Consider the following 24,417-nt stretch of genomic DNA (forward strand, 5'->3'; position numbering starts at 1 on the left):
CTTGTGACCAAATTGTAATATGGTCACAAATCAATCATTCCGAAGGTATCACATGCACCCTCCTCGTTTTGCGGTCTTGCTGTGGTTCGGGATGGTTGCGGGTTGCGCAGTGGGCCCTGACTATTCAGAGCCCGGTGCGGAATTGCCTGAGTATTTTTTAGCGCAAACACCTAAAGCACACCAAGTTGATGCAGCACCAACTGATCTCGCCGCTTGGTGGAACGCGTTCAATGACCCCGTACTCAGTCAGCTGATCAATCGAGCACTTGAACAAAATCTCGATTTAGCTCAAGCAACAGCAAGGATCGAGCAGGCTCACGCGGGTTTGGGGGCAGCTAACGCAGCGCTTTTGCCATCGGCTACAGTCAATGGCCAAGCGGCCAGAGCCCGGCAGTCCGTGGAGACACCGTTGGGCCAAGTATTGAGTTCAGACCCATCCTATAATCGCTACGGTAGCGCCTATGAGGCGAATCTGAATGCAGGTTGGGAACTGGACGTATTTGGCGGACTACGCCGAGGCAAAGAGGCAGCCTTCGCCGATTATCAGGCCTCCCAAGCCGGAGCGGTTGCCACACGCCTCGCGGTGGTAGCGCAGACTGCAGACCTTTACATCAGCATCCGTGGCCTGCAAGCACGCCTGGAAATCGCCCGAAAGCAAGTAGACACGCGACAACAACTGCTCACCACCATCGAGCACCTGTATGCAAAAGGATTAGCTGCTGAACTACAGTTGAACCAGACCCAAGGGTCGCTGAATCAAGCACAGGCAACCGTGCCGGTACTGCAGGCTGGCCTTGCAGCTGCGATGAACGCGCTGGATGTCCTGTTAGGCAAACCGCCGGGTACTTACAGCGCGCAATTGATTAAGTCGGCGCGCATCCCTGATGTGCCAAGCCTCGCCGACATAGGCTCTCCGGCCGATCTGCTGCGTCGGCGTCCAGATTTGATCGTCGCTGAGCGTCGACTGGCGGCATCGAATGCTCGCATCGGCGAAGCCATCTCCGAGTACTACCCCAAGTTTTCTGTGGGTGCGCTGCTAGGCAGCGCTACATCGGTATCCAGCGGGAATCTTTTCAGCAACGGTGCCAGTCAGGCCTCGGCGGTCCTGGGACTACGCTGGAGGCTATTCGATTTTGGCCGCATCAACGCCCAAATTGACTTGGCGAAGGGTCAAGAAGCCGAAGCGTTAGCCGTTTACCGCCAGTCAGTACTGCGAGCCTGCGAGGATGTCGAAACCGCTTTTTCGGCAATGATCAACCGCGAGCAGCAATCCGAAAAGTTAGCCCAGGGCGAGTCTGCTTATGCGAAAGCACGAGCGACGTCGTTTACCGCGTATGAAAAAGGCGTGGTCAGTCTGATAGAAGTATTGGACGCCGATGAAAACCTTTTAGCGGCATCTGATGGTAGAGCCCAAGCACAAACTGAATCGGCTCGCGCTGCAGTGGCCACATTCAAAGCATTGGGCGGCGGCTGGCAGCGCGAAGACTCAAATGGCCGTTTTATCTCGAGCGCACAATAATCGTCTTTAAACGTAATACGCCTGTTGCATCCCGCTTTACGGCCTTAACCGGCCGTTTTTTTATGGCGCGAAAGTGCTCGAAGTCGACGGAAATAACTACATGCTCGCCAGATAGTGACACAAAGTGACGTTAATGCGACGCGACAAAACCTTAAGCTATCAACTCAGCCAGGACGCAAAGACTTGCGAACCACCAAAAAAACACAAGACAGCACGCACGGGAGACTAGGTCATCTTATTAGATCTTTAGCCACCTGGATCGCTTGCAGCATCGCAGTGACTAGCGATGGATTTTCACGCTTGTGGGCCGATAGCTGCCCTTCGCGACAGGCAGCAGTCGGCCAATAGCGGTCGTTCATTCAGGGGCCGCAAAGCCTACAGCGTTGGGTCAAAGCCTGGATTCGTCTGCAGACATGCAGCCCGATATAGCTGTCGATACGCCGCCACCAATTGCTCCAGTGCAAACGCAAGATTTCGCCCACTGGGGTTGGGCAGCACCCAGACGGCTGCACCGCAGAACGTCTGGGCCTGACGCCCCCACTGAATAACCTTCTGCCCGGACAATCCGACATAGGCCGCTTTTCCGAGAAACGCCACATGGAGCGGTGCATAGCGGGCAATCTTTTGCTCAAAACTCACAGCGGCTGCGGTGAATTCCTGGGCGGACAATTGATCAGCCCGCGCTGTCGGCCGTGCGACCACGGCGGTCAATCCACATTGGTACTCAAGGATTGACCGGTCGTTTTCAGGCCGCACTTCTTCGGGAGTGAACCCGGCCAGATGCAGCGTCCGCCAGAAGCGATTTCCCCGCCCCGCAAAATGATGCCCCCGGGCCGCAGCCAGCAGGCCGGGATTGATCCCGCAAAAAACCACTGACAGACCTTCAGCCAGAATGTCTTCAAGCCCTTCCATGACCCATCTCAACCGCAGATGACGTTGACGGCATTGCGCGCAAGGCCGCTCAACTCTTCGCGGGACTTACCCGCCCGCGCGCGAATCGAAATGCTATGCAGCAGCGAGGAGGCGAGCACTGCAAGTGCTGCCGGATCGGTACCGGGCTTCAGTTCGCCGGCATCAATCGCGGTTTGCAGGCGCGCTTCGAGATCGGCATCGAGCTGGCCAAGCCGCGCAGACAGCATATTGCGGATCTCCGGATCCTCGACGGCCTCAGTGGTCGCTGTGCCAATCGCAAAACAGCCACGCGGCTGCCCATCGCCCGAGAAATAGATCGCCAGTTGCCCTTCATAAAAACGGGTCAGCGCGTGCTCCAGTGTCAGGCTGCTGTCGGTTAACGCGGCCCGCATGGCGCTGTGAGCCGTTTCCCAATACTGGTCGAGCGCCTTGATATAGAGGGCGTGTTTATCGCCGAACGCAGCGTACAGGCTCGGGCGATTCATTCCCGCAGCACTGGCAATACTGCCCAGCGAAGCGCCGGAATAGCCGGTGCTCCAGAACACCCCGAGCGCCTGTTGCAGCGCTGTCTGCGGGTCATACGCGCGAGGACGGCCGCGGCCTTTTCCTTCTGTCGTTTTATTTTGTGCCATGTCGTACAAATTCCTTGCATGAAGATAGGGTCGCTCATATTCTTACACCATCGCACAAAATTAAGGAACCAGAAGTTCCTTGATCGGCAGCGCAGCTCAAATCGGGTCTGACAACGACGAAACAGCGGTACGGAGCGATCCTCCCCCACCGCGCACGGATTTGATTACTCACAGCAATTAATGACGTCGGGGCCGCAGGCGATCGCGCACAGGTCGGCCCGATTTCCCGGTTAAGGGTGGATTCGATCATGACCAAGCAATTCGATCTCTCAGCAACACCAGCCAGCGTACACCCAGCCCCTGACCTGGCTGACGCACCGCCGGAAAAACCCCTGAAGCACAAGCGCAGGCCACTGCTCATGGCAGGTGTTCCCGCCCTCTTCGCCGTCATCGGCTACAGCCAATACGTGGCGAACGCGCCGTTCGTGTCCACTGACAACGCCTATGCCCGCGTGGCCAAGGCCTCAATCAATGCGCGGATTTCCGGGCAAGTGATCGAGATCGCTGTCGATGACAATCAACAGGTGCGTAAGGGCCAAATCCTGTTCCGCATCGACCCCAAGCCGTTCCAGATCGCCGTTGACCGTGCCGAAGCCCGGTTGGGCACCGCGCGCCTGCGCATCGACGGACTCAAAGCCAACTACCGCCAGCAACAGGCCGAACTGCAATCGGCCAAGGCGTCGGCCGATTACGATCAGAAAGAGTTCGCCCGCAAAAAAGCGTTGATGGCTACAGAGTTCGTATCCCGGGCCATCTACGAGCGCGCCGAAACCGATCTGAAAGTCTCGCGGCAACGCATCGCCTCAATCGAACAACAGATCGCCAGCGCCGTCGCCGCCCTCAACGGCAACCCGGACATCGCCATCGACAGCCACCCCGCCGTGCGCGAGGCCAAGGCTCAGCTCGACGAAGCGCTGCTCTACCTCTCCTACACGACAGTTACCGCGCCGGACAACGGCATCGTCGCCAAGGTCGACGATCTGCAGGTCGGCAACTACGTCAACAACGGCGCCGCCGCGTTCGCGCTGATCTCCGATCGGGAGATCTGGGTCGAGGCCAACTTCCGCGAGACGCAAGTCACGCACATGCGCCCCGGTCAGCCAGCGACCATCACCCTCGATACCTACCCGGACCGGCAGTTCAATGCGCACGTGATCAGCATGAGCCCCGGTGCCGGCGCTGACTTTGCCCTGCTGCCGCCGGAGAACGCGACCGGCAACTGGGTGAAGGTGGTGCAACGGGTTCCGGTTCGCCTTGAACTGGACGAGGCCGATCCTGCCCTGCCGCTGTTCTCCGGCACCAGCGCCACGGTCAAGGTCGATACCGGCCACCGCTTGCCGTGGTGGCATCCGCTCAAGTCGTTGTTGACCGCAGGTAATTCGTGATGAACGCCACCGCTCACGCCAAGACAATCGACGCGCGCTCGCTAAGGTTCGTTGCCCTGCTCGCGACCTACATGCAATCGGTGAATCTGCCGTTGCCGAACGCAGCGCTGCGCCTGATTCAGGGCAGTATTTCGATGACCGACGATCAGGCCGGCTGGATCTTCACTGCCTATCTGGCCGCCAGCGCTATCACCCTGCCCATCGCGCAATGGCTGGCCGGGCGCTTTGGTTTGAAGCGTGTTTATCAGAGCGCGCTTGCGTTGTTCGCCCTCGGTCTGTGGCTCGCAACGCTGGCCGGCACGCCGCTGGAATTCATCGGTGCGCGCATCCTTCAAGGCTTGGCCAGTGGCGTGCTGGCACCGCTGTCGATGGCCATTGCGCTGGAGACGCTGCCCGCCGAACGGCGCCCGGCGTTCGGCCCGAAATGGACGGCGCTGGTGCTGTTCGGCATCGTCAGCGGGCCGAGCATCGGCGGCTGGATCTGCGAGTATTTCGACTGGCGCCCGATGTTCTACCTCAGCCTGCCGCTGACGGCGTACATCTTCATGGTGGTGACGTTGCTGCTCGCCGAGAACAAGGCCGATCAGCGCCCGTCGTTCGACTTCTTCGGCTTCGGCACCTTCACCCTCGGCATGATCGCCCTGCAAATGCTCCTCGACCGTGGCGAGCGCCTGGACTGGTTCGACTCGCCGGAAATCTGGATCGAAGCGCTGGCCTGTGCGCTGGGGCTGTACCTGTTCGTCGTCCATGTGCTGACCGCCAAGGTGCATTTTCTCAGCAAGGGGTTGATCGGCGACCGTAACTTCATGCTGTCGACGGTGATGTTCTTCGCCCTCGGTTTCGTGCTGCTGTCGACCATGGCGCTGACCTCGCCGATGCTCGATGAAATTCTCGGCTACCCACCGGACACCACCGGTTTCCTGACCATTGCGCGCGGCATCGGGCTGGTGGGCGCGTTCCTGCTGATGGGCCGTGCGCCTGCCTGGATCGACACCCGCGTGTTCATCGCCGCCGGCATTGCCCTAGTGGTGTACGCCAACTGGCTGATGCTCGGTTACTCGCCGCTGATGGACTGGACGCCCGTGGCGGTGACCGGGTTCATCCAGGGTGTCGGCCTCGGCATTTTGATGCCGGCGCTGAGCAAGGTCGCGTTCAGCACGATTGACCCGAAGTTGCGCCCGGAAGCCAGCGGATTCTTCAATCTGATGCGCGTCTACGGCAGCACCCTCGGCGTGGCGGTGGTGCAGATCTATTTCTTCAACAACACCCAGGCGATGCATTCCGCGCTGGTCAGCCACCTGACGCCGTATCGCATGACGCTGCCGACCTCGCTGCCGGCGCTTGAGGGACTCAACCATCTGGTCACGCACCAGGCTGCGTTCATCGCGGTCATGGGGCAGTTCAAGATTCTGATGATGGCGATGCTCGTGGTGAGTCCGCTGGTGTTGTTCCTTCGCAAGCCTGTTGCGGCCAACTGATATTCGTGGAGTCTGGAAAATGAAAACGTCTACGCGCTTCACCCGCTCTGCGTTCCCGGGCACCTTCATTGCGCTGGCGATGGTTGTGATGCTGTCCGCCTGCACTGTCGGCCCCGAATTTGAACGGCCCGCCGCGAGTTCGTCACAGCACTACGATCAACAGGCCGAGCGGCAACCTGGCAACCAGCGCTTTGATATTGGCAAACGGATCAACGGCGACTGGTGGTCGGCGTTCCGTTCGCCAAAACTCGATCAGGTTATGCACCGTGCCATCGATGGCAACCTCGAACTGGTGGCCGCCGATGCGACCATCCGCCAGGCTGCTTCTGCCGTCGCGGCGGCGGAAGGTGCGCTGTATCCGCAGGTAGACTTCGGCGCTACAGGCGGTCGCCAACGCACCCACACCAGGCCTGAACCGAGCGTCTCGAACTTCTACGCCATCGGCCCACGGGTCGCGTTCGATCTGGATGCGTTCGGCGGCAACAGACGCGTGGTCGAAGGGCAACAAGCGCTGACCGATCTGCAAAAGCATCGCTATGAAGCGGCGTACCTGACCCTGACCGGCGATGTCACCCGCCAGGCGTTGCTGCTCGCGTCGGCCAACGCGCAAATCCAGGCCGTGCAGGAGCTGCTGGCCAACGACGCGAAAAACCTCGATCTGGTACAGAGGGCGCGTCAGAGCGGCTCTACGACCCAGATCGATGTGTCGCTGGCCGAAACCCGCCTCGCGCAGGACCGCACGCTGCTGCCGCCACTCGCCCAGCAACGTGATGCGGCGCGGCATGCGTTGTCGATCCTGGCCGGCAAAGGCCCGGCGGACTGGATTGCGCCGGACTTCACCCTCGACGAATTCGCCCAGCCGTCGAGCATCCCGGTCAGCCTGCCCTCCGAGATGGCCCGCACCCGGCCAGACATCCTGCAAGCCGAATCCGAACTGCACATCGCCAGCGCGGCAGTGGGCGTGGCGACGGCCAATCTCTATCCCCGCGTCGAACTATCCGCCTCGCTGGCGCAAGCCGCGTCGGGTAATGGCAGCGCCGCACTCTGGGGATTCGCCGCCGGGCTGACGGCGCCGATCTTCAATGGCGGCACGCTCAAGGCTGAACGTCAGGCGGCCGTCGACGGTTACCACGCCTCCCTCGCCCGCTACCGGCAAACGGTGATTCAGTCGTTCGGCCAGGTCGCGGACACCTTGCAGGCGATCAACCATGGTGCTGAGCAAAGCCTGGCGCAGGACGACGCCTTGCGTGCCGCCGACACCAGCTTTCGCTTGAACCAACAGGCTTACGCCCAAGGCGCAAACAGCATTCTGCAAGTGCTCGAAGCCGAACGCGCCTACGAGCAGGCGCTGCTTGGGCAGATCCGCGCGAAGACTGCGCGCTATCTCGACACGGTGCAGCTGTTCGTGGCGCTGGGCGGCAATGCCGTGGGCATCTTCGAGCAAAAACTCGCCGCGCGCGATCGCACTGATCAACAACCGCTGTAACGACCGACATTGGAGAACAGACATGACCTACGAAGCCTTTCACGATGAACTTCGCGACACACGTTTGCCGCTGAACAACGGTGCGGGTTCGATGCCCGCGGTGGGATTCGGCACGCTGTTCCGCGACCTGGGCACCACCACCGAAGCAGTCAAATGCGCCCTCGAAGTGGGCTTCCGCCACTTCGACTGCGCCGAGCGTTATCGCAACGAAGACAAGATCGGCGTGGCATTCCAGCAGGTTTTCGCCGCCGGCAGCATCCGCCGGGAGGACGTATTCATCACCACCAAACTGTGGAACACCAACCACCGCCCCGAGCGGGTCAAACCGGCGTTCGAAGCGAGCTGCCAACGGCTGCAGGTCGACTACATCGATTGCTACCTGATCCACACTCCGTTCGCCTTCCAGCCCGGTGACGATCAGGACCCACGGGACGCTCTCGGACATGTCATCTACGATGGCAAAATCACGTTGCTCGACACTTGGCGCGCCCTTGAAAGCCTGGTGGATGAAGGCCGCTGCAAGTCCATCGGTCTCTCGGACATCACGCTGGAGGCGCTGAAGGAAATCGTCGCTGCTGCACGGATCAAACCTTCCGTGGTGCAAATCGAATCGCACCCGTATTTGCCGGAATGGGAGATGTTGGAGTTCTGCAAACAGCACGGGATCATTGTTCTGGCTTTTGCACCGCTGGGACATGGGATGGAGCCTAATGTACTGGAAGACTCGGTGATCACCAGCATCGCCCGGCATGTGCAACAAACCCCGGCGCAAGTGGCGCTGGCGTGGGCGGTACAACGTGGCACAGCTTTCCTGACGACTTCGGCTACGCCAAGCCATATTCAGGAAAACTTCGAAATTGCGACACTGCCGCACCGGGCGATGCGTGAGATCAAGGAAGAAATCACCACCCGGATTCGATTTAATTCGGTGGTCGAGACCGGCGTACCTGGCTTTATTCCGCGTAAAAAGTGACAACGAAAAAAGGGCCGGTCTCCCCGAGGCCGCCCCCTATACTTTTCCCACCTGATTCCCGAGACGAAAAGATGGACGTCTTCCAGAGCATGCGCATTTTCATCGCCGTCGCCCAAAGCGGCAGCTTCACCGCCGCCGCGGAACTGCTCAACACCACCACAACCAACGTCTCCAAAGCCGTTTCAGCCCTCGAAGCCCGCTTGCACACGCGCCTGATCAACCGCACCACTCGCCGCCTCGCCCTCACCGAAGCCGGCATACGCTACTTGCAACGCTGCGAAAAAATCCTCGACGACGTACGTGAAGCCGACGAGGAAGCCGGAACCGCCCAGACCTTGCCCGTCGGCCGCTTGAAGATCCACGCCATGTCGGCCATCGGTAACCATGACCTTACCATGTCGCTAGCCTGCCCCTCGCAACACTGCGATATCTCGTTTAGGCGCGACTCCAAACAGTCGGCTGTATTCGCGGCTGAACTGCGAAGGGCTTTCATAGCCGACTTTGAACGCCGCGCTCGATACATCCTGATGCTCGTTGAGCATCAAGCGCCTCGCCTCGTTTAGCCGTAGCCATTTTTGGTACTGCAACGGGCTCATCGCGGTGAGCTGGCGGAAATGGTGGTGAAAGGTCGGCGTGCTCATCTGTACCCGGGCCGCAAGTTCATCGACGCGAAGGGCCGAGGTGTAATTCAACTTCAGCCAATCGATGGCTTTGGCGATCCGATAACCCTGGCCATCGACAGAAGTGATTTGTCGCAGCCTGCCTGCCTGATCACTCTGCAAAAGACGGTAGTGAATCTCGCGTTGGATCAAGGGGGCGAGAACAGGAATGGCTTCCGGCTCATTGAGTAGCGCCAATAATCGCCCGAACGGCGCCAACATGGCTGCGGTCACTGTACCGATGCCTACCCCCTTCATCACTGGTCGTTCACGGGTGGGCGGCAGGTCACTCTGCGCAATCAGCTCAGCCAGTATGCGCAGATCGAGCTTGAACGTCAGCCCGAGGCACGGCTGCTCCGGGCTTGCAGCCAGCACCTCTGAATTGGCGGGCAAGTCGAATGAGGTGACCAGAAAGCGCGACGTGTCATACGGATAACCTTCGCCGCCGACCCATAGCTGTTTCTCGCCTTGGGCGACGAGAATGATGCTCGGCTCGACCATGCAAACGACGGGCGGCGACGGGTGTTCACGCCGAAAGAAGCCGAGGCCCGCAATCGGTGTTGCGTAGTCACCCGGTTTCAAGACTCGCGCGCCGATGGTCTGCGCGAGTGCGTCCTGGGGTGATAGGTGTTGAGTGTTGGCTTCGTCTTTGGTCGTCATGTACGTTCACTACCTCCGCACCGAACTCTACCCCAGCCGCTCGCAACCGTCCTGCAAAACAACGCAGACTCATAGGATCAGGCAAGTAATCCAGCGGAATGCACTGTATGGCGTCTGGTCAGAGCGGGAAAATGCTCATCCGACACACCATCGAGGACTTTCCCATGCTTGTACAAGCCTATGGCGCTCATGCGGGCGACAAACCCCTTGAGCCTTTGCAGATCAGTCGCCGCCCCCCCGCCGCTCATGACGTTCAGATTGATATCGCCTTCTGCGGTATCTGCCATTCGGATTTGCACCAGGTGCGCGCCGAGTGGGCAGGCACGCAATTTCCCTGCGTACCGGGGCACGAAATTGTGGGTCGTGTATCGGCGGTCGGCGCGCATGTTGCGGACTTCAAAGTCGGCGACCTGGTTGGTGTCGGTTGCATCGTCGACAGCTGCAAACACTGTGACGACTGTGAAACCGGCCTGGAAAACTATTGCGACGGCATGATTGGCACCTACAACTTCCCGACCCCGGACGCACCTGGCTGGACGCTCGGCGGCTACTCGCAAAACATCGTGGTGCATGAACGTTACGTCCTGCGCATCCGCCATCCCGAGCACCAACTGGCCGCCGTCGCGCCGCTGCTGTGCGCGGGCATCACCACGTATTCCCCGCTGCGTCACTGGAACGCCGGGCCAGGTAAGAAAATCGGCGTGGTCGGCATCGGTGGGCTGGGCCACATGGGCATCAAACTGGCCCATGCGATGGGCGCCTACGTCGTGGCGTTCACCACGTCCGAATCCAAGCGCGAAGCGGCGAAGGAGTTGGGCGCGGACGAAGTTGTGATATCGCGTAACGCGCAGGAGATGGCCGCGCATGCCAAGAGCTTCGACTTCATCCTCAATACCGTCGCAGCGCCCCACGATCTGGATGCTTTTCTGGTGTTGCTCAAGCGCGACGGTGCGCTGACGCTGGTCGGTGCGCCCGCCTCGCCGCATCCATCGCCCAACGTGTTCAACCTGATCATGAAGCGCCGGACGATTGCCGGCTCGATGATCGGCGGCATCCCAGAAACGCAGGAGATGCTGGATTTCTGCGCCGAGCACGGCATCGTCGCCGACATCGAACTGGTTCGAGCCGATCAGATCAACGACGCCTACGAGCGGATGCTCAAGGGTGACGTCAAGTATCGCTTCGTGATCGACAACGCCACATTGGCTGGCCAAGCGAAAGACTCCAGCCAATAACGACTCAACCGAAAGGACGATCCAGTGAAAGGTATTTTTCTCGCCTTCGGGCTGCTTGTTACCTCTTTTTCTTCAATGGGGGCCGATATGTCAAACGGTGCAGACAACTTCTACAAAAGCGACAAAGTGACGGTGGAAAAGATCACCTTCAACAATCAATACGGGATGAAAGTTGCGGGCAACTTGTTCACCCCGAAAGACCTCGACCCGAAAACGAAAAACGCCGCCATTATCGTCGGCCACCCCATGGGCGCGGTAAAGGAGCAGAGTGCAAACCTCTACGCCACCAAAATGGCCGAGCAAGGATTTGTCACGTTGTCGCTGGACTTGTCCTTCTGGGGCGAAAGCGAGGGCACGCCTCGTCAGGCCGTCTCGCCTGATATCTACGCCGAAGACTTCAGTGCCGCCGTAGACTTTCTCGGCACTCGACCGATAGTTGATCATGAGCGTATCGGCGTCATCGGAATCTGTGGCAGTGGTAGCTTCGCCATCAGTGCGGCCAAGATTGATCCGCGTCTCAAGGCCATCGCCACCGTCAGCATGTACGACATGGGCGCGGCCAATCGTAATGGCCTCAAGCACGGCGTAACGGCTGAACAACGCCAGCAGATCATTCGCGAAGCGGCGCAACAGCGCGATGTGGAGTTCCAGGGTGGGCAGACCCGCCATACCAGCGGCTCACCACTGAAGCTGACCGGCAATACCGTGGGGGACGAGTTCTACGACTTCTACCGCACTCCACGAGGTGAGCTTACGCCTGCCGGCGCGTCGGCGCAGACAACCACCATGCCGACGCTGACCAGTAACGTGAAATTCATGAACTTCTATCCGTTCAACGACATCGAAACCATCTCCCCTCGCCCGCTGCTGTTCATTGCTGGCGCCCAGGCACACTCACTCGAGTTCAGTGAGGATGCGTACAAACGCGCTGCCGAACCTAAAGAACTGCTCATCATTCCGGATGCCGGGCATGTGGATCTTTACGACCGGGCCAACCTCATTCCATTCGCCAAGTTGACCTCGTTCTTCAAAAGCAACCTGAAGTAGCCTGAACGGTGCCCTGGCCGGGCATCCGTTCTCTCTCGCGGCCTCGTTCCCGGGGCCGCGACGCTTCGCGCATTACAGGATTCAATCAATGATCCAACACACTCTCTCAGCCCCGCGAAAACCTGAGCAATCGTGGGGTGCTGTGTTCGCCATGTCGCTTGCCGCCTTCGTTCTGGTGGCATCGGAGTTCATGCCCGTCAGCCTGCTGACGCCGATTGCGGCCGATCTGCATATCACCGAAGGGCAAGCGGGCCAGGGCATTTCGGTCTCTGGGCTGTTTGCGCTGTTCGCCAGCCTCCTGACCGCTTCGGTGGCGGCGCGAGTCGACCGCAAGCCACTGCTGTTGTCCCTGACTGTGCTGATGATCGTTTCGGGAACCGTGGTCGCGTTCGCGCCGAACTACTGGGTGTTCATGGTCGGCCGCGCGCTGATCGGCGTGGCAATTGGTGGCTTCTGGTCATTGTCGGCGGCAACCGCCATACGCCTGGTGCCTGATGAACAGATCGCTCGCGCCATGGCAGTCGTCAATGGCGGCAACGCTCTGGCGACAGTAATTGCAGCACCTTTGGGCAGTTTTCTCGGCTCCTTGATCGGATGGCGCAGTGCATTTTTGTGCGTCATCCCGGTCGCGGTAGTCGCCAGTGTCTGGCTTTTGGTCAGCCTTCCTGCGATGAAGTCACAAAGCGGTTCAGGCACTGGAAATGTTTTCAGGTTGATGAAAAGCACACCGGTCGCGCTAGGCATGGCGGCGGTCAGTGTCTTTTTCATGGGCCAGTTCATGCTATTTACCTACCTGCGCCCGTTCCTTGAAACGGTCACGCAAGTCAGTGTTTCCATGCTGTCGCTGATGTTGCTCGTCCTCGGTCTGGCAGGCCTGGCGGGCACCTTCCTGATTGAAGCATTCTTGAAAAATGGCCTGCATCGCACACTTATCTTCATCCCGATATTGATGGCGGTGATCGCACTGGCACTCGTTTCATTCGGCAGCTCGGTGGCCACCACCACCGTCTTGCTGGGTCTCTGGGGGCTGGTTGCGACCGCTGCGCCGGTGGGATGGTGGACATGGCTGGCCAGAACATTGCCAGAGGATGCTGAAGCGGGAGGCGGCTTAATGGTCGCGATCATACAACTGGCCATTGCATCGGGCGCAACCGTTGGCGGGTTGGTATTTGACTCGAACGGCTATCGAGCGACTTTCGAGTTGAGCGCCACGTTGCTAGGCGTGGCAGCTGTGCTTGCCTTCCTGGCTGCACGCGCAGCCTCGCGGGAGCCTGTTGCATCGGAGAGCATCGCTTGAAAAAACACAAGACGCGCCAAGGCGAATCTTGTGGTCCCAGTGGCGTGTAGTGGTCAACTAATCCCGGACACGACGTTAAGTTTTTCTTCGGCCCAAAGCTGGTGGGGCTACGGGCGAATCCAGGAAGACTGATCTTTGGGGAGGTCTTGGTGAGGATCATTGACCATGATGGTGCCGTGCTCAGGTATCTGGTCGGTATAGACCACGAGATTCGTGCCTGGGGGGTTTGCAGCCGATTTGAAGAGAATGCCTGAGCAGCCGTCGGCCATGACGAGGTCCCCGATCACCCAACTCGGGGGCTCGATGTCCTGGGCGAAATAGAGGTTGCGCCAGTCACAGTAGAATTCCTGCCATAGCGGGGGCCAGGAATCATCGAGTCCACCCGTGAAATCAACAACCCGATCAAGGCTGAGCACGTAGCTCACCAACGTACCAGGCGGCAGTATGGTGCCGCCCTGACGGTATTCGCCGAGCGCCGTCATCTCGTCTAACGAGAGATACAGGGCCGCGAGTCCCTTTCGGTTTGCGCGGCCCCCGGCCATAGCGGCCCCCTCGCCAGAAGTGGGCTTGAAAGCCCACTTAGGTGTATGGACGCGGTAGCAGACCAGATCACGGACGGAGGTAACAATCATCCCTGAGCACCTGCCTCCCAAGACTGCAGATACTCGAGCAGCTTGTCGGTTTTTCCGTCGCTGACAATCTCCTCAGCGGTTTTGTATCCGAACGTCTGCAGCGGTTCGTTCTTGAACCAGTAGATTGCTTTATCGATGTCGGTTCCCATGTCAGCAACCGCGCGTACCACACGGATAGTGTCGCGGATGTAACCCTGCACCTTGTCCGACTCAGGTGCATTACGGACTGTATTGCGATGGACATGGGCGCGCTGCGCGAAGGTCTGCTGATCCATGGAGAACACCTTGACGTAGCGCTCAGGGGAGAACATCACCCGGTTTACCGCCCGGATGGCCTCCATCAACGCCTCAAAGCTAGTGGGATGAAAATCCAACGCCGATTCTCTGGCCATGGACATTTACCTCTCTGGTTGCTGCACGCTCTATGCACAATATTCGCACAATATTAGCACATTTCAATCAGTTCTTCGTCCCTCGATAATTGCTGTTGGCCGGGTACCCTGCCCCATAACTGCTTCAAGATTGCTCCCAGCGGCAGACGTCATCAGACCTAGTGACAGCACCGGCGCGCAGGACTCGCCCCACAGTCCAGCGAAATACGCTGACATTTCCGAACCCGAAGGCGGAATTTCAACCGTATGCGTTACGGGCACCCATGGATAGATGTAACGGCTTGCAATCGAAAATAGCCGTGCTCGCATTCAACGCATTTTTCAGCTCAAATTAATTGCGACTGACGGGGCCCTCTGATTCACATTAGCTGCGAGCTTGACTCGTGCTCACATTGTTTGCGACTGATCGGCCATCCATCAAACGAGGGGTATGGGGCCGATAGAGTAACCGGACTTGATCATGGAGGTTGGCGCCGAAGCGTCAGAAAATGCAGGCGTCGCCCGACTCTGCCACCGTACGAGAAATAATCTTGACGGCTGAGGATGCGTATTTCAACTGCGACGTTCGCGGCAGTCCTAAGTAGGGTTTTAGATTCCATTGCCTCCAACTATGCCTCCTTATATTTAAAGCTGCTGAAGGTGGTGCGGCTCATAACAAAATACATAAAATAACTGTCAGATTTGACAGTATCTACCAAGGAGAAATACAGCTATAAACTCCCGTATGCATACGCTCAATATGTTTGTCTATCGATGTGCTGAGCTATTTTCTAAATTTCTCAAACAGGCGCCGTGATGGATACTACACAACAAAGAATCATTGATATTGTAAAAAACAACAATGTTGTTTTATTCGTGAAAGGTACAGAACAGCTTCCTATGTGCGGCTTCAGTTCAAGCGCCATTAGTATATTGAGAGCCTGCGGAGTAGAGAATATATTCACCTTTAATGTTGAAGACGAAAATGTAAGACAAGGGATCAGGGAGTATTCTAATTTTCCTACCTTCCCGCAACTTTACGTCAAAGGAGAATTCATTGGTGGGAGCGATATCATGGTGGAGATGTATGAAAACGGAGAATTACAAAAAGTGCTAAACGCCTAAACAAAACGGTTTTTTTCACTAATGTTAGAATATTTTTGGCAAAGGAGTTTGGAGAGCAATGGAGCAGAGCGTGTATTTAAGCCAGTGCCTGCCTGAATAACAGGAACTGGCTTAACGTCCGATTCTTCCCGAATTCTGCCCCCGTTTTAAATCGGTAGCCCCGCTGCGAGCATCTTGTCGCGCAGCTCAGATGCGCGGGCCGGATCAAGTGCGTTGCTGAACAACGCCTTGATCTCATTGGGACGAGCATCGAACTGCTCCACCAGATCCTTGATACGGTAACCATGGCGCGTCAGGGTCGGTTCCAAGTCATCCAGTTGTCGGGACAACACGGAGTCCACCAGTTCCGCCGAAACGGGTTTCTCACCAGTCAAGTAGCCAGCCTCAAAGGACAGGCTCAGATGCAGTTGAGTTTGCAGTGGCGTACGTAGCTTGGTACTTTGAGTTTTCTCGATAGGAGTTGAATCCATGTCAAATCTGGATCTTTTGCCAAGTTTGCTTTCTAAGATAAACGAAAACCAGTTAGCCCTAGAGGCTGCTGTTTTGGTGCTCGCAAACTGGGTTGAACAACGCGACAACGAAGAAGTTGGTCAGAATGTCCGTGGAGCGTTAAACACGATTGATAAAAACGAAGAGTTTATTAAGTTGACTTTGGCTGTGCTGATGGCGCCCGAAGGGCATTAGTCTTAGCGTACGATTTTTTCCGAATTCTGTAGGCTCCCCCTTCAAGTGACCTCCGGGATCGGTATATGGCTCGTGGTCGTCGCTGTCTAGACGCTTGCCTGGAACAGGTGACGGACGATGTACTTGTGCTCCAGGTTCAGGCAGGTCGAGGTATGACAAGTCAGGCGTTACACGTAAGAAAAAGCTCAAAATTCTTGGGCAGCTCTAGCGAGCAAAGCTGTTCTATAGCGCTAATTTGCTCCGCAGTAAGCCGATAGTCGTACACACAATCATCATCCTTTACCCAGCCCATTATCGGTTTCAAATCTGCGACAGAAACCGGAATTTCCTTTTCAAAGGAAGCGAAATCCTCACCTTGAGGAACTCCCATCATCACATGTTTCATGGCTCTACTTCCTTGTTGGATCTGCTGGTTTGTTTTGCTCGCCCAGTGCCTGGCATTCGTGTGCGTGGCGCCTAATGCCCTTCGGGCAGGTCGAGGCATGCCGAATCTATGAGTGGCTACCAATGAACAGCGTCAGCCCTTCTATCGCAGACTCACCAAGCACTCCAGCGATAAGCTTTGCTTGCTCTGCCGTTAGCTCTGACTCGCCACCTAAACCATCCTCAAGAGAAGACCAGCCCATTATTTCTAATACCGATGGCTCTAAGTCCTTCTGTATGACTTGTTTGTATTGCAATGAGTCATCTTCATCCGGCTCTGGAAAAAAGCCTGTTATGCGTATGTACATGATTGGTCTCTCAATTCATTTTAGTGTTGTTCTACCGGGTTTTGCAGGCTTGTTTTTCTCGCCAGTTTCGGCGTTGAACTCCCCTAAATGCTTACCTTGCTTGTCGTAAATCTCAACTGCACCATGCTGAAAATCCCATTCATAGATCCGACCCTTGCTATCTTTCCAACGATCCCGTTTTTTACCACCGCCTTGAACTGCCGACTTTGGCCGAACACTCACAGCATCCGGAAAAGCAAGTAGTACATCAGGAGCGACATGGTAACCAAGGCCACCCGGCACACTAAGCACAATGTATAGCGGTTTTATGCCCGAGTCAGTCGGGAAAACGAGGATGAAATCCTTGTAATCAGGCGGATGGATCGGGTTGACGATGATGTTATCCGCTTGCTCGGTCGGCGGATAAATCCAGATTTGTGGGGCTTGTGGTGCGCTTTCTAATGGGGGAATCCCTGAGGTACTGGACGGGTCAACCGCTGGTGTCCAGATCAAGGTTACCCCGTCACCGAAATCGGCCACTTGCTGAGGGCCTTGTGCCTTGAACTGCACGACTGGAATCATTTCCCAATCGCTGCGTTTCTGCGTGTTGTACCCATAGCCCTTCAAGGTGCCGTCGGCTTGTTGCTCGACATGCAACCGAACACGGGTACGGCCTTCCTTGAGCGACTGAAGCTGTTCATCGGTGTACAGGCTGCTGTCACCAAGACTCGACGGCCAGAGTAAGGCCACCAAGCCCATCAAGGCACCCGTGGCCACAGCGGGCGTGACCAAACGCGCACCACTCGTAGCGCCGATGGATGTCGTACCCGTGCCCACCTCTGCAATAGCCGCTGTTCTACCTAATAGCAGTGTTCCGAGTGCAGCCGGTAATGCGCTGCCCCTGATTTGCTTAAGAACGATGTTGCCCGCTGCATCCGTTTCACGACCACCCAACAGAGCGAAGTTGCCGTACTCGCCGACCGCCGTGGTGGGAATCGATCCGCCGAAATTCGTATAGTCAATCGTGCCATCAGGCAACTTGCAGGGCTTGGTAAAGGTGCAGGTCAACTGCTTTTGAATGGGGGCAGGTTTTTGCAGTTTCTCTATCGGTTCAGCAGGCGGCAGCGGTGGTTTTTCTTGAACAAGCGCAGGGTGGTAAAAACCGAGTTGATCAAGAGAAGTGGCAGAAATCATGGCGTCGACTGTGCCCGATTTGTTATTTGGGGTAAGTCAGCTATTTCTGTTAAAGCATGCGGAAAATTCTGTCGGAGCCAAGACGCTGCCAGGGAAGACCGATCACCAGCGCTTGAAACTGTTCGGAACTCAACTCCAGCTGAGAACCCTGGTGGGGGCCGGGCCAGATGATCGGGACAAGCGCGCTCCCACAGGGCATCGCTCGCTACCTGAGCGAGCGTCAACAGAACGTTACTTTTCGAAACCCCTCACAACCGCTGATCAGTAAGTCCGGTTTTTTGACACTTCCCCGATATGCGGTCACAACTTTTGCGCTCCGCTGGGTCATAACACCGTGGCCGCCGATGGACTATTGGCATCTACCGAGGTTTAGCCTGATACGGAGATAAGCTCATGATTTTCAACGTACAAAATTTTGGCGCCAAAGGAGATGGCATCACTGACGACACGGCGGCGATACAAAGCGCAATTGATGCGGCGGCCGCTGCAGGCGGGGGGCAGGTGTATGTGCCGACCGGAACTTATATCGTTTCGGGAGGTGAGGAACCCTCCGACGGCTGCCTGATGCTCAAGAGCAACGTCTACCTGTACGGCGACGGCATGGGCGCAACGACCGTCAAGGTGGCTGACGGCTCCGACGCCAAGATCACGGGGGTCATCCGCTCCGCCTATGGCGAGGAAACCCACGACTTCGGCGTCAGCAACCTCACCATCGACGGCAACCGTGACAACACCACGGGCAAGATCGACGGTTGGTTCAACGGCTACATTCCCGGCGAAGAAGGCTACGACTCCAACGTCACCCTCGACAGCGTCGAGATCAAGGATTGCTCCGGGTACGGTTTCGACCCCCACGAGCAGACCGTCAACATGGTCATCAAGAACAGCGTGTCCCACGGCAATGGCCTGGACGGCTTCGTTGCTGACTTCCTCAGCGACAGCACCTTCGAAAACAACGTCGCCTACGACAATGACCGCCACGGTTTCAACGTCGTCACCAGTACCCACGACTTCACCCTCACCAATAACGTTGCCTACAACAACGGCGGCAATGGCATCGTGGTGCAGCGCGGCAGCGAGGACATCCCCTCCCCCAGCAACATCACCATCACCGGTGGCGAGGTGTACGGCAACGGCGCCGAAGGGGTGCTGATCAAACTGTCCAGCGACGTGACCGTCAGCGGCGTCGACATTCACGACAACACCAGCGCCGGGATCCGCATCTACGGCAGCAACCACGTCGAGATCATCGACAACACGCTTAACAACAATTCCCTGGGCAGCCCCGTACCGGAGATCATCATCCAGTCCTACGACGACACCCTGGGTGTGTCCGGCAAGTACTTCAACGGCAGCGACAACACGATCCAGGGCAACATCATCAGCGGCAGCAACCTGTCGACCTACGGTGTTGCAGAGCGCAATGAAGACGGCACCGATCGCAACGCCATCATCGGCAACACCATCAGCCACACCAGCAAGGGCGCCACGCTGGTCTATGGCGACGGCAGCTACGTCAGCGCCACGGTGCCGATGACCACCGTGCAAGGCACGGCTGGCAACGACACCCTGCTGGGCAGCGCCGCCAGCGAGATTTTCTATGGCGCAGCAGGCAACGACACTATCAATGGCGGGGCCGGTGGCGACATTCTGGTGGGCGGTGCAGGCATCGACAAACTCACCGGCGGCACGGGTGCCGATACGTTCCGTTTCATCGCCCAGTCCGACAGTTACCGCAACGCAACCGCAAGCTTCGATGACACCATTACCGACTTCGACGTCACCCAGGACAAGATCGACCTCGCCGGCCTCGGTTTCACCGGCCTGGGCAATGGCCGTGGCGGCACCCTGCAGGCCAGCTACAGCGCCAGCAACGACCGCACCTACATCAAGGACTACGATGCCGACGCCAGCGGCAATCGCTTCGAGTTGATTCTCTCGGGCAACCTCGCCAGCACCCTGACCGCCAGCAATTTCATCTTCAATCGTGTGGTCACCGGCACCAGCGGCAGCGACTCGCTGCTGGGTAGCGATTCGGCCGACACCCTGCTCGGCCTGGCGGGTAACGACAGCCTCAGTGGCGGCGCGGGCGACGACAAGCTCGACGGCGGTGCCGGTATGGACACTCTCACCGGTGGCGCCGGAGCGGACATCTTTGTGTTCTCCAATCGCCTGGACAGTTACCGCAACTACAACACCGGCGGTGCCAACCTTGGCGACCTGATCACCGATTTCGATATCACCGCCGACAAGATCGACCTCTCGGCCATGGGTTTCACCGGCCTGGGGGACGGCAAGAACAACACCCTGTACCTGGTGCTCAATACTGCTGGCACCAAGACTTACATCAAGTCCCTGACCGCCGACGCCAATGGCAACCGGTTCGAGGTGGCGCTGGACGGCAATTACCTCGACACGCTGACCAGCGCCAACTTCGTCTTCGCCACCTCGTCGCCGACCAACCAGGCGCCGGTGCTGGCCACGCCGCTGCTGGATCAGAGCACGACCGAAAACACCCCGTTCAGCTACGTGGTGCCGGCCACCAGTTTTACCGATCCGGATAACGACAGCCTCAGCTACACCGCCAAGCTGGCCAATGGCAGCGCCCTGCCCAGCTGGCTGACATTCGATGCAGCCACTCGTACGTTCAGCGGCACACCCAGCGATACGGCATCGGGCACTTACTCCATACAGGTCACCGCGGCCGACGGCAGCAACGCCACCGTCAGCGACAGCTTTAACCTCGCCGTGCAAGACGTACCTGCCGCCCCCACCGTGATCAATGGCACGCCGAACAACGACACGCTGACCGGCACCGCAGCCAACGAACAACTGTTCGGTGGCGCCGGTAACGACACCCTTAATGGCGGCGCGGGCAACGACATCCTGGTCGGTGGCACCGGCGTGGACAAACTCACCGGCGGCGCGGGTGCCGATGTGTTCCGCTACACCTCAAAACTCGATAGTTACCGCACCAGCGCCACCAGCGTCAGTGACCAGATCCTCGATTTCGACGTGGCCGCCGACAAGATCGATGTCTCCGCGCTCGGTTACACCGGCCTGGGCAATGGCCTGAACGGCACGCTGCAAGTGACCTACAGCGCGTCGAGCAACCGCACCTACCTCAAGGACCTCACCGTCGACGCCAACGGCAACCGCTTCGAAGTGTCGCTGGCGGGCAACCTGGTGAGCAGCCTGACGGCCAGTCATTTTGTCTTCGCCGACCAGAACACCCCCAGCAATGTAGCGCCGGTGGTGGCCATCCCCCTCCTCGACCAGAGCGCCATCGAAAGCACGCCGTTCAACTACACCGTGACCCACGACAGCTTCACCGACGCCAACCAGGATGTATTGACCTACACCGCGACCCTGGCCGATGGCAGCGCCCTGCCCGCATGGCTGAGCTTCAATGCCACCAACCTGACCTTCACCGGCACGCCGATCAGCACTGCGTCCGGCAATTACAACGTACTGGTCAAGGCCACCGATCCTTCAGGTGCGTCGGTCAGCGACAGCTTCGCCCTGGCGGTGGCCGATGCGCCCGCCAATACCGTTACCGGCACCAACAACGCCGAAACCCTCAACGGCACGGCGGGTGCAGATCTGATCCTCGGCCTCGGTGGCAACGACACGATCAAGGCGGGCACTGGCGCCGACATCGTCGACGGCGGCGCCGGACGCGACTCGCTGTACGGCGGCGACGGTGCCGACACCTTCCGCTACACCAACGTGCTCGACAGCTACCGCGACTACGACACCGGCGGTGTCACGGCCACCGACACGATTTATGACTTCACCGCGGGCGTCGACAAGATCAATGTTTCGGGCCTTGGCTTTCTCGGCCTCGGCGATGGCAGCAATGGCACGCTGTACATGACCCTCAACGCGGCCGGCGACAAGACCTACATCAAGTCCGCCGAAACGGATGCCGATGGCAATCGTTTTGAAATCGCCCTCAACGGCAATCACCTCAACACCCTGACCGCCAGCGACTTCGTGTTCGGCGAGCGTGCCCAGCAGGACATCCTCTACCTGCCCACCCTCGGCCAATCCAATGCGCGCCTGCTGCGCATGACGGAGGACGACGATCAGTCCGGCACCTCGATGCTGGTCAACGACCTGGACCGCTACACCACCTATGACGTGCGCAGCCAGTTCACCGATGCCGATGGCAACGGCATCGACATCGCGGTGGGCGGCAGCACGGTCACCGGCCTGTCGACTCTCAGCGCCGAGGAACTCAAGTTGTGCTGGTGGCTGACCGACACCAACCAACCCGGGCCTGCGCTGTTGCGCGCCGTGACGCTGCTGCGGGACCAGCTCACCGAACTGCAATCCATCGATAACGTCACCATGGGCATCATTTGGGGCCAGGGCGAGGAAGCCGCCCAGGAGATCGCCCGCGCCACGGACAAACCAGCGGCAGCAGCGGCCTACAAGGCCGCGACCCTGAAGGTGTTTGATTACCTGCATGCCCAGTTCGGCAACTTCAGCGTGTACATGATGGAAACCGGTCACTACGAGCAGGACGCCGCGCGTGCCCGTGGTTATTCTGAAGAGAAGATTGCCTCCATCGTCGAGGGGGTTGGCTATGTCCGCGCCGCCCAGGAAGCCATCGCCGCCGAGCGCGCCGACGTCAAGCTGGCGGTGGACTACACCGACCTGCCCTTGCGCTACGAAGTCGATCCGCTGGTGTATCCCGACGACGTCTGGCACCTGCACGAAGAGTCGGCGGAGATCGTTGGCCAGCGCCTGGCCGACTACATTGCCGATGACCTTGGCTTCCAGGGCAACCCCAACGACAACAATAGCGTGCAGGACATTTTCGACAACGCCCAGAACCAGGGCGGGATGATTTCCGGTACCGACCAGGCGGATACCCTGGTGGGCAGCTCGGGCAACGACACGCTGGATGGCGACCTGGGCGCCGACACCATGACCGGTGGGGATGGTAACGACATCTATGTGGTCGATAACGCGTTTGACAGTGTGGTGGAAACCAACACCTCGACCTCGCAGATCGATACGGTGCAGGCCTCGGTCAGCTGGACGCTGGGCGCCAATCTCGAGAACCTGGTGCTCACCGCCGTGTCGGACATCGACGGCACCGGCAATGAGCGGCGCAACTTCATCACCGGCAATGCCGCCAATAACGTGCTCGATGGTGCCGCAGGGGCCGACAGCATGAGCGGCGGCGATGGCAACGACACCTACTATGTCGACAACGCCGACGACACCGTGATCGAGACCAACAGCAATGCGGCGCCTGGAGGGATCGACAGCGTGCACAGCAGCCTGGCGGCTTATACCCTCGGCAACAACGTCGAGCATCTGTATATCGATAGCACTGGCGCCGCCAATGGCACGGGCAACGCGTTGGACAACACGCTGTTCGCCAGTGCCGGCAACAACGTGCTGGACGGGCGCGATGGCAATGACACGGTGTCTTTTGAACGCGCCCTGTCCGGCGTTACCGTAAACCTCTCGACGTCAGCGCAACAAAACACCCTGGGTTCCGGGCTCGACACCGTGAAATTCTTCGAAAACCTGACGGGAAGCGCCTACGCCGACAGTCTGTCGGGCAACAGCGCCGCGAACGTTCTGAACGGTGGTGCGGGCAACGATACGCTGGTGGGCGGTTCGGGCGATGACCGGCTGATCGGCGGTGCAGGCACCGACAATCTCACCGGCGGCACTGGCGCGGATACCTACGCGTTTGGTGCGCTGTCGGACATGGGCGTCGGGGCTTTGCGCGATGTGATCAACGGTTTCAAGAGCACCGAGGGCGATCATATGGATTTCACCGGCCTGGACGCCAACCCGCTGACCGCCGCTGTCGACGCCTTCACCTTCATCGCCAGCAACGCCTTCGACCCTGCCAACGCCACCGGCCAACTGCGCTTTGCCGATGGCATTCTCTACGGCAGTGTCAACGCCGACGCCAGCCCCGAGTTCGAATTCGAACTGGTGGGCGTCAAGGAGCTGCACGCCAGCGACTTTACAGCCTGAGTTAAGCCCACATCCTGTGGGAGCGAGCTTGCTCGCGATGACAGCGGCACATCCAACAGGGATGCTGACTGACCCGCCGCTATCGCGAGCAAGCTCGCTCCCACAAGGGGATTGGCAGCGCCAGAAAAATCTAAGACAACCACAGACCAAATGTGGGAGCGGGCTTGCTCGCGATGACGGAGGCACATTCGGTATGGATGTTGGCTGACCCACCGCTTTCGCGAGCAAGCCCGCTCCCACAAGGGGATTGGCAGCGCCACAAAAATCTAAGACAACCACAGACCAAATGTGGGAGCGGGCTTGCCCGCGAAGGCGTCGGCACATCCAGCACTGATACAAGCTGACCCACCGCTTTCGCGAGCAAGCTCGCTCCCACAAGGGGATTGGCAGCGCCACAAAAATCTAAGAC

19 protein-coding genes and 2 pseudogenes are annotated in these 24,417 nt (G+C 58.6%); 12 read left to right on the forward strand and 9 right to left on the reverse strand.

The annotated features are described in order from the left end of the window. The first annotated feature begins 52 nt into the window (after nt 1-52). A complete protein-coding gene (locus F8N21_RS10045) occupies nt 53-1,519 on the forward strand; it encodes an efflux transporter outer membrane subunit (RefSeq protein ID WP_150641973.1) in 1,467 nt (488 codons plus the stop codon). 375 nt (nt 1,520-1,894) lie between these two features. Here the strand turns inward: F8N21_RS10045 and mug are convergent, their stop codons facing one another. Beyond that, complete coding sequence (gene mug / locus F8N21_RS10050) at nt 1,895-2,431, reverse strand: G/U mismatch-specific DNA glycosylase (RefSeq protein WP_150641974.1); 537 nt, start codon at nt 2,429-2,431, stop codon at nt 1,895-1,897. Nucleotides 2,432-2,439: 8 nt separating this feature from the next. Beyond that, the gene (locus F8N21_RS10055; RefSeq protein ID WP_150641975.1) at nt 2,440-3,063 is read right to left on the reverse strand and encodes a TetR/AcrR family transcriptional regulator; all 624 of its coding nucleotides are present in this window, start codon (nt 3,061-3,063) and stop codon (nt 2,440-2,442) included. 248 nt (nt 3,064-3,311) lie between these two features. Here F8N21_RS10055 and F8N21_RS10060 point away from each other — a divergent pair, with 248 nt between their 5' ends. The 5 genes and pseudogenes from F8N21_RS10060 to F8N21_RS10080 form a co-directional block, all read left to right on the forward strand. Continuing rightward, a complete protein-coding gene (locus F8N21_RS10060; RefSeq protein WP_150641976.1) occupies nt 3,312-4,448 on the forward strand; it encodes an HlyD family secretion protein in 1,137 nt (378 codons plus the stop codon). Next, nucleotides 4,448-5,926, forward strand: a complete 1,479-nt coding sequence (locus F8N21_RS10065; RefSeq protein ID WP_150641977.1) for a DHA2 family efflux MFS transporter permease subunit — start codon at nt 4,448-4,450, stop codon at nt 5,924-5,926. Before F8N21_RS10060 ends, F8N21_RS10065 begins: the two co-directional genes overlap by 1 nt. Nucleotides 5,927-5,945: 19 nt before the next feature. Continuing rightward, complete coding sequence (locus F8N21_RS10070; protein ID WP_150641978.1) at nt 5,946-7,412, forward strand: efflux transporter outer membrane subunit; 1,467 nt, start codon at nt 5,946-5,948, stop codon at nt 7,410-7,412. Nucleotides 7,413-7,434: 22 nt separating this feature from the next. After that, nucleotides 7,435-8,385, forward strand: a complete 951-nt coding sequence (locus F8N21_RS10075; RefSeq protein ID WP_150641979.1) for an aldo/keto reductase — start codon at nt 7,435-7,437, stop codon at nt 8,383-8,385. Between the two features lie 71 nt (nt 8,386-8,456). Further along, a pseudogene (locus F8N21_RS10080) lies at nt 8,457-8,792 on the forward strand (LysR family transcriptional regulator); the annotation flags it as partial. On the opposite strand, the gene F8N21_RS10085 reads toward F8N21_RS10080, so the two are convergent. Further along, nucleotides 8,787-9,704 carry an AraC family transcriptional regulator gene (locus F8N21_RS10085; protein WP_150641980.1) on the reverse strand — a complete coding sequence of 306 codons (918 nt, stop codon included), beginning with the start codon at nt 9,702-9,704 and terminating at the stop codon, nt 8,787-8,789. The pseudogene F8N21_RS10080 and the gene F8N21_RS10085 overlap by 6 nt on opposite strands. A 164-nt stretch (nt 9,705-9,868) precedes the next feature. Here F8N21_RS10085 and F8N21_RS10090 point away from each other — a divergent pair, with 164 nt between their 5' ends. The 3 genes from F8N21_RS10090 to F8N21_RS10100 all read left to right on the forward strand — a co-directional run bounded on the left by F8N21_RS10090 (nt 9,869) and on the right by F8N21_RS10100 (nt 13,283). Beyond that, nucleotides 9,869-10,939 (forward strand): NAD(P)-dependent alcohol dehydrogenase, encoded by a 1,071-nt coding sequence (locus tag F8N21_RS10090; protein WP_150641981.1) that lies wholly within the window; start codon nt 9,869-9,871, stop codon nt 10,937-10,939. Between the two features lie 87 nt (nt 10,940-11,026). After that, complete coding sequence (locus F8N21_RS10095; protein ID WP_412071629.1) at nt 11,027-11,986, forward strand: alpha/beta hydrolase; 960 nt, start codon at nt 11,027-11,029, stop codon at nt 11,984-11,986. 88 nt (nt 11,987-12,074) lie between these two features. Beyond that, nucleotides 12,075-13,283, forward strand: a complete 1,209-nt coding sequence (locus tag F8N21_RS10100) for an MFS transporter (RefSeq protein ID WP_191624275.1) — start codon at nt 12,075-12,077, stop codon at nt 13,281-13,283. Between the two features lie 107 nt (nt 13,284-13,390). Here F8N21_RS10100 and F8N21_RS10105 read toward each other — a convergent pair whose 3' ends face one another. Both F8N21_RS10105 and F8N21_RS10110 read right to left on the reverse strand, forming a co-directional pair. Then, on the reverse strand, nt 13,391-13,915 hold the full coding sequence (locus F8N21_RS10105; RefSeq protein WP_150641983.1) for an RES family NAD+ phosphorylase: 525 nt from the start codon (nt 13,913-13,915) through the stop codon (nt 13,391-13,393). Further along, nucleotides 13,912-14,307 (reverse strand): DUF2384 domain-containing protein, encoded by a 396-nt coding sequence (locus tag F8N21_RS10110; protein ID WP_150641984.1) that lies wholly within the window; start codon nt 14,305-14,307, stop codon nt 13,912-13,914. Before F8N21_RS10110 ends, F8N21_RS10105 begins: the two co-directional genes overlap by 4 nt. 795 nt (nt 14,308-15,102) lie before the next feature. On the opposite strand from F8N21_RS10110, the gene grxD reads away from it, so the two are divergent. Further along, a complete protein-coding gene (gene grxD, locus F8N21_RS10115) occupies nt 15,103-15,411 on the forward strand; it encodes a Grx4 family monothiol glutaredoxin (RefSeq protein ID WP_150641985.1) in 309 nt (102 codons plus the stop codon). Nucleotides 15,412-15,557: 146 nt separating this feature from the next. Here grxD and F8N21_RS10120 read toward each other — a convergent pair. Continuing rightward, nucleotides 15,558-15,851, reverse strand: a pseudogene (locus F8N21_RS10120) (AAA family ATPase); the annotation flags it as partial. Between the two features lie 28 nt (nt 15,852-15,879). Here F8N21_RS10120 and F8N21_RS10125 point away from each other — a divergent pair. After that, the gene (locus F8N21_RS10125) at nt 15,880-16,095 is read left to right on the forward strand and encodes a hypothetical protein (protein WP_150641986.1); all 216 of its coding nucleotides are present in this window, start codon (nt 15,880-15,882) and stop codon (nt 16,093-16,095) included. 160 nt (nt 16,096-16,255) lie between these two features. Here the strand turns inward: F8N21_RS10125 and F8N21_RS10130 are convergent, their stop codons facing one another. The 3 genes from F8N21_RS10130 to F8N21_RS10140 form a co-directional block, all read right to left on the reverse strand. Continuing rightward, complete coding sequence (locus tag F8N21_RS10130; protein ID WP_150641987.1) at nt 16,256-16,480, reverse strand: hypothetical protein; 225 nt, start codon at nt 16,478-16,480, stop codon at nt 16,256-16,258. 106 nt (nt 16,481-16,586) lie between these two features. Continuing rightward, nucleotides 16,587-16,826: a pyocin S6 family toxin immunity protein gene (locus F8N21_RS10135; protein WP_150641988.1), complete on the reverse strand. Its 240-nt coding sequence runs from the start codon at nt 16,824-16,826 to the stop codon at nt 16,587-16,589. Nucleotides 16,827-16,841: 15 nt separating this feature from the next. After that, a complete protein-coding gene (locus F8N21_RS10140; RefSeq protein ID WP_150641989.1) occupies nt 16,842-17,999 on the reverse strand; it encodes an S-type pyocin domain-containing protein in 1,158 nt (385 codons plus the stop codon). A 393-nt stretch (nt 18,000-18,392) separates the two neighbouring features. Between F8N21_RS10140 and F8N21_RS10145 the strand changes: the two genes are divergently transcribed. Beyond that, nucleotides 18,393-24,008: a putative Ig domain-containing protein gene (locus F8N21_RS10145; protein ID WP_150641990.1), complete on the forward strand. Its 5,616-nt coding sequence runs from the start codon at nt 18,393-18,395 to the stop codon at nt 24,006-24,008. Nucleotides 24,009-24,417: the final 409 nt, after the last annotated feature.

Origin of the sequence: Pseudomonas fluorescens (genome assembly GCF_902497895.1) — a bacterium.
Taxonomy (GTDB): domain Bacteria; phylum Pseudomonadota; class Gammaproteobacteria; order Pseudomonadales; family Pseudomonadaceae; genus Aquipseudomonas; species Aquipseudomonas fluorescens_BP.